Source organism: Candidatus Propionivibrio aalborgensis (assembly GCF_900089945.1).
In the GTDB taxonomy this organism is placed as follows: Bacteria; Pseudomonadota; Gammaproteobacteria; order Burkholderiales; family Rhodocyclaceae; genus Propionivibrio; species Propionivibrio aalborgensis.
This window is the reverse complement of the sequence record NZ_FLQY01000219.1, coordinates 1-6,093: the sequence shown is the minus strand read 5'-3', so window position 1 is coordinate 6,093 and position 6,093 is coordinate 1. Positions and strand designations below refer to the sequence as shown.

At 59.1% G+C, this 6,093-nt stretch carries 5 protein-coding genes and 1 pseudogene; 3 read left to right on the top strand and 3 right to left on the bottom strand.

What is annotated here, in order from left to right; translation table 11 throughout:
* Positions 1 to 200: 200 nt before the first annotated feature.
* From PROAA_RS11160 to PROAA_RS11150, 3 genes are read left to right on the top strand one after another with little or no spacing between them, the layout of a single operon-like run.
* The gene (locus PROAA_RS11160; protein ID WP_186411417.1) at positions 201 to 1,322 is read left to right on the top strand and encodes a glycosyltransferase family 4 protein; all 1,122 of its coding nucleotides are present in this window, start codon (positions 201 to 203) and stop codon (positions 1,320 to 1,322) included.
* Between the two features lie 8 nt (positions 1,323 to 1,330).
* Positions 1,331 to 2,143 (top strand): lipopolysaccharide core heptose(I) kinase RfaP, encoded by an 813-nt coding sequence (gene rfaP, locus PROAA_RS11155; RefSeq protein WP_245664249.1) that lies wholly within the window; start codon positions 1,331 to 1,333, stop codon positions 2,141 to 2,143.
* A complete protein-coding gene (locus PROAA_RS11150) occupies positions 2,140 to 3,612 on the top strand; it encodes a lipopolysaccharide kinase InaA family protein (protein ID WP_186411415.1) in 1,473 nt (490 codons plus the stop codon). The genes rfaP and PROAA_RS11150 overlap by 4 nt, the downstream gene beginning before the upstream one ends.
* Positions 3,613 to 3,667: 55 nt before the next feature.
* Here PROAA_RS11150 and PROAA_RS11145 read toward each other — a convergent pair whose 3' ends face one another.
* The 3 genes and pseudogenes from PROAA_RS11145 to PROAA_RS11135 form a co-directional block, all read right to left on the bottom strand.
* On the bottom strand, positions 3,668 to 4,414 hold the full coding sequence (locus PROAA_RS11145; protein WP_186411414.1) for a TVP38/TMEM64 family protein: 747 nt from the start codon (positions 4,412 to 4,414) through the stop codon (positions 3,668 to 3,670).
* The gene (locus tag PROAA_RS11140) at positions 4,414 to 5,166 is read right to left on the bottom strand and encodes a glycosyltransferase family 2 protein (RefSeq protein WP_186411413.1); all 753 of its coding nucleotides are present in this window, start codon (positions 5,164 to 5,166) and stop codon (positions 4,414 to 4,416) included. Before PROAA_RS11140 ends, PROAA_RS11145 begins: the two co-directional genes overlap by 1 nt.
* A gap of 100 nt (positions 5,167 to 5,266) precedes the next feature.
* Positions 5,267 to 5,866, bottom strand: a pseudogene (locus PROAA_RS11135) (NAD-dependent epimerase/dehydratase family protein); the annotation flags it as partial.
* Positions 5,867 to 6,093 lie beyond the last annotated feature (227 nt).

The following is a 6,093-nucleotide window of genomic DNA, read 5'->3' as shown; positions in this document are numbered from 1 at the left end:
TGTCCTGATTAACTCGGCGGTTCGCTGAATTGTAGTTTTTCGTGTGCCGCGGGTCAAACCCGTCTTGAACAATCAAACAACCCAACAATCCCATTCCAACAAGGTCCGGCCGTGATCCTTCTCTTTCGTCTGCTTAGTTATCTGCCCTTGGGTGGGCACAGGTTGATCGAGGCGGAACGGGCGCCGCCGGAGAATATCTGATGCGGCTCGCCTTTTCGCTTTACAAGTATTTCCCCTTCGGCGGCTTGCAGCGCGATTTCATGCGTATCGCACTGGCCTGTCAGGCCCGCGGGCATGCGATCCGGGTGTATACGCTTGAATGGAATGGCGATGTTCCGTCCGGGTTCGAAGTTGTTTGTGCGCCCGTCAAAGCCTTGAGCAATTTCCGGCGCTATGAAAAGTTTGTGGACTGGGTGCGGCAGGATATCAACAGTCGTTCGGTTGATCGCGTCATCGGTTTCAACAAGATGCCAGGGCTGGATGTCTATTTTGCGGCCGACCCCTGTTATGAAGAAAAAGCGCGCACGCAACGCAACCCGATATACCGGCTTTCCGGGCGCTACCGGCATTTCTCATCCTACGAACGGGCGGTATTTTCGCCCGATAGTCGTACCGAAATCCTGATGATCTCGCCGCAGCAGCAGGCGTTGTTTGAAAAGCACTATGCCACACCATCCGGTCGTTTCCATCTCTTGCCGCCCGGCATCTCACCCGACCGGCGAGCACCGGGCAATGCGGCAGAAATCCGCGCCGGGTTTCGCCAGGAGTTCGGGTTGGCTGATGACGATCTTCTTCTGTTGCAGATTGGTTCGGGGTTCAAGACCAAAGGCCTTGATCGTAGCCTGAAGGCGCTCGCCAGTTTGCCGGAAGGGCTGTTGGCCCGGACGCGCCTGATTGCCATCGGGCAGGACGAACCGAGCTTCTTTCAGCGACAGGCGAGTTCGCTGGGGTTGGCGGAAAGCGTAAGCATTCTTTCGGGTCGTAGCGATATTCCGCGCTTTCTGCTCGGCGCCGATCTGCTGATCCACCCAGCCTATAACGAGAATACCGGCACTGTCCTGCTGGAAGCGCTGGTGGCCGGGCTGCCGGTGTTGGCGACGGCGGTTTGCGGTTACGCCCATTACATCGCTGACGCGGAGGGTGGGCTGGTGATTCCCGATCCGTTCGAACAGTCGCAGTTGGATTCGATGCTCGCCGAAATGCTGGATGACAAGGGTGCACGGGTCCGCTGGCAAACCAACGCGCTGGCTTTCGCCCAGACGGCCGATATCTACAGCAATGCAGAACGCGCTGCCGACCTGATTCTCAACGTACGCCAATGAGCGAGCCGATGCTCTTCATCGACGAACCCTTTCGTACGCTGTGGTCCGGACACGATCCATTCGTTGCGGTTGAGGCGCTTGAAGGCGAGGTTTTCCGTGAACTTGAAGCGCGCCGCACGTTGCGTACCGAAGTGGCAGGGCGCGGCTATTTCGTGAAGATTCATCGCGGTGTCGGCTGGACGGAGATTCTGAAAAACCTGCTCTATCTCCGCCTGCCCGTGCTTGGCGCGCACAACGAGTGGCAGGCGATCAAAGCCTTGGGTGAGCTGGGCGTCGAGACCATGCATGTTGTCGCGTTCGCTCAGCGCGGGAGCAATCCGGCAACGCGGCAGTCCTTCATCGTGACCGAAGAGCTGGCGCCAACGATCAGCCTGGAAGACTTTTGTGGCGACTGGCCTGCGGCGCCTCCATCCTTGGCGTTGAAGCGAGCGCTTATAAGGCGAGTTGCCGAAATGGTCGGTCGCATGCATCGAGGTGGCGTCAATCACCGCGATCTCTACATCTGCCACTTCCTGCTGCATCTTGATCCGGCGCCGACGGTAGGCAATTTGAAGCTCTCGATGATCGACCTGCATCGCGCACAAGTTCGGCAGGAAATCCCGCGCCGCTGGCGCGACAAGGATCTGTCCAGCCTGTATTTTTCGGCGCTGAACATTGGACTGACCCGGCGTGACCATTTGCGCTTTCTGTGCGGATATTTCAACAAGACACCGCGCGAGATCCTGAAAGACGAAGCGGAACTGCTGTCGTATTTGGCTCGTGAAGCCGAGCGCCTGCAGGCGCGCTTCCTGCGCAAGTATGCGAAAGGGGATCCGCGATGAGCGCCAATTCAGGCAGCTCAGCCAATTCAGCGAAACGGGTCGAAGCCGCTGACTTGCGTGGCGCGGGGCGCCAGCCGGAAATTCCGTTTTCCGTAACGTTGAACGATGGCAGTGAAGTGGTCGTGCATCGCTTGTTGCGCGTTCTGCCCGGCAAGCGAATTGTCGGCGAAGGCGACTGGAACGGCCGGCACGTACTGGTCAAGCTTTTCATCGCGGGCAGCAGCGCCCGGCATTGGGCGAAAGAAAGATCCGGAATCGATGCGCTGCATCACGCTGGCATACTGACGCCCGATCCGCTGTTGGCCGATGCTCTTCAGGCGGGCGGCCACGTTCTGCTTACCGCCTATCTTGAACATGCGCGAAGCCTGGAAGAACTATGGGAGCCGGTGTCTGCGCTGTCTGCCGGCAGCGAAGCTGCGCTTGATGTGTTGCGCCCGGCCTTCGGGCTGCTCGGTTCGATGCATGCCGCAGGTCTTACGCAGGAAGATCTCCACCTCGGGAATTTTCTGCGCTGCGGTGACCAGGTATTCGTTATCGACGGTGACGCGGTACGTGCCATTTCGCCAGGCCAGCCACTGGACGAGGAGCAGGCAGCAAGCAATCTGGCCATCTTGCTGGCGCAGCTGCCGCCAAGCTGGGATGCCTGCCGCGCAGTGCTTCTCAATGCTTACTGCGAATGGGGAGGGCGCCGTTTTTCTGATGCTTCGCACCTCGAGAACGCGCTGTTGCGCGTGCGTGCCTGGCGACTGAACGATTTTCTCGGCAAGTCGGTACGTGATTGCACCCGCTTTGCGGTAACGCGCAGCGCATTCCGCTTCTGCGCTATGCAACGCGATCAGGCGGAGCTTCTGGCGCCGCTGCTGGAAGCGCCGGATGAGGCCATCCTTCGAGGCCGTTTCCTGAAGGACGGGAGAACGAGTACCGTTGTACAAGTCGAGCAGGAAAGCCGTACTCTGGTCATCAAGCGATACAACCTGAAGAATCTGAAGCACGTTCTGGGGAGACTCTGGCGGCCGAGCCGGGCATGGCACTCATGGCGTGAGGGGCACCGGCTACAGTTTTATGGCATTTCCACACCGACTCCGCTGGCATTGCTTGAGGAACGAATCGGGCCGCTGCGCTCGCGGGCTTTCCTCGTTAATGCATATTGCCCTGGAAGCGATCTGACGGCCCACCTGACACCGAATTCGGAGCCCCCAGGCGATGTGGCGCAGGCGCTTCTCTCGCTGTTCGAGACGCTGTGCAGGCTGCGCATCAGTCACGGCGATCTCAAGGCAACGAACCTGCTTTGGCACGAAGGGCGGGTGTGGCTGATTGACCTGGACGCGATGAAGCAGCACCGTTCAGATACCGCTTTCGCCCGCGTCTGGCGGCGCGACCGGGCGCGCTTCCTACGCAACTGGGCGGCGTCTTCGCTGCTTTGTCGGTGGCTGGATACCAATCTTCCAGCCGACATCGAGCTCGATTAGGTCGAATGGCAGAGCGGAACGAAAGGAGTTGCTTGTCATGCGCCAATCGATGTTTTCAGGTCATCTTGCGGCGCTTTCGGGAGGCCCAGAAGAGGATCGCCAGCAGGAGTACGCCGGCGACACCGATCTGGGCAGCACCTGCCCACGGAACTTCTTCCGCCATGCCGCTGCCGATGATGACGGCGACGATGCCCTGCGGCATGAATCCAATGAGCGAACCCAGCAGAAAGGCGCGATTGCCTACATGACTCAGCGCCAGGCCAATGTTGATGATGGCGTTGCTGACCGGCAGCATGCGGATGAAAGCAATCGAAGAGATGGTTGGCTTGGCGTGGGCGATACGCGCAAAGAACCGCCGCTGGCCGAAACGCTCGGTCAGCCACGCTTTCCCTCCCCACCGTGCCGCTTTAAAGGCCAGGAACGATCCGATCAGATTGCTCGATAGCGACCAGAATGTTCCTTCCCAGAAACCGAATGCAAAGCCGCCGAGGGCGCAGAAAAGCAGGCGAGGCGTGCCGAGCATGATCAGAAACGAGCTGATCAGAACGAAATAAATCTCGGCCTTGAGACCACCCGCCTTGAACAGCTCGGCCAGCGCGTCCCAGTTGCGCACCTGGTCGCCGAAGGGTGTGGCATGAATCACCAGCAACAGTGCGGCGCCGACCGCCAACAGGGTCAATAACTTGCGCGAAGTGTCCTGGGCAACCTGTTCCAGCTCGGGAATCGGCGTTTCTTCCTCGCCTTCATCCAGTGGGGCTTCCCGAGTATCCGGAAGCACTTCTCCGACAGGTTCGTCTCGCATCACCGGGATTTGCCCAGACGGTCCGAACGCACGGCACGCTTGAGATACCAACGAATACCGAAGCAGTCCCGGATGCCACGCCAGAGGCGGTTGTGCACCCCGTATTTCGATGTGCCGCGCAGCCTTTCGCGGTGGTTGACCGTCGTTTCTGCAACGGTGTAACCCTGACCACGCAGCAATGTCGGCAGGAATCGGTGCATGCCGTTAAACACGGGAATTTCGCGTAAAGCGGCGCGGCGCACGACACGGATGCCGCAGCCACTGTCACTGACCTGATCGCCCGTGATCCAGTTACGGAAGCCGTTGGCTACCCTGGATGAGAATCGGCGTATGAAATTGTCTTGCCGCTTCCTGCGCACGCCGGTGACGCAATCGACGCTGTCATGGATCGCCTTCTCGAGCATGGCCGGCAGATCAGCCGGATCATTCTGCCCGTCACCGTCAAGCGTGGCGACCCATTCGCCACGCGCCGCCTGGAATCCACTGCCAATGGCCGCGCTCTGTCCGCAATTGATGCGGTGATAAACGGCACGTACCTGTGGATTCTTGATTTGTCCAATGACACGTGCGGTCGAGTCCGTGCTGGCGTCGTCGACCAGAATCAGTTCAAAGCCGCCAGAAAGGCTGGCCAGTGCGGCAATAATTTCATCGGCGAGGGGAACGATGTTTTCTTCTTCATTGTAGGCAGGAACGACGACCGAGAGGCGCGGAGTTTCCAAGTGTGCAGTGGTGCTGGCAGTCGGGCTTGTCATGATCCGGGCTCGGGAGTGGCGTTAGACGCGTCGTTACAGACTTTAGGGCGTACAGGAAAACGCGGAATTGTACCGCAGGATCATGCAATTACACTGAAGGTTATGCGAGTTCTGCGTATTCCCTGAACCAAGCCGTCCAGCGCGCAATGCCTTCGAAGAGCAGGGTTTTCGGCTCGAAGCCGACATCTCGCCGCAAATCATCAATGTCCGCATAGGTGGCCAGAACGTCGCCCGCCTGCATGGGCAGAAAGTTCTTTTGCGCCTCCCGCCCCAGTGCGTTTTCGATGGTTTCGATGAAGGTCATCAATTCCACCGGCTGGTGGTTGCCAATGTTGTACACCCTGTAGGGTGCCCGGCTGCTGCCGGGGTCGGGTTTGTCACCGTCGAAGTCCATGTTGGGAGCAGCAACGCGATCCATGGCTCTGACCGTGCCCTCGGCAATATCCTCGACGTAGGTAAAATCACGTTGCATCTTGCCGTGGTTGAAGACGTCGATCGGGCGACCCTCAAGTATCGCGCTGGTGAACAGCCAGGGCGACATATCCGGACGGCCCCAGGGGCCATAGACCGTGAAGTAGCGCAGGCCGGTGGTCGGTAGCCCGAACAGGTGGCTGTAGCTGTGCGCCATCAGTTCGTTCGACTTCTTTGTCGCGGCATAGAGGCTGACCGGGTGGTTGATGTTTTTGGGTCCCCGCAAGGGAGGCAACTTCCCATTGCTTGCCTTGCACAAGGCGGTGTTGAACGGTGCAATATTATTGGCCTCGACAATGCTTGTTTTCATCGTTGTGCTCCGGACTTATCCGCGCGCGTGATATCAACTTCAAGGGCTACTGGCGAAGCCTCCGGGCCAGCATTGACGAGGCTTCCAGGAGAAACACCTTCGCTGAACTGCATGGCGTGAAGGCTCGCATAGTGACCGTTGAGCGC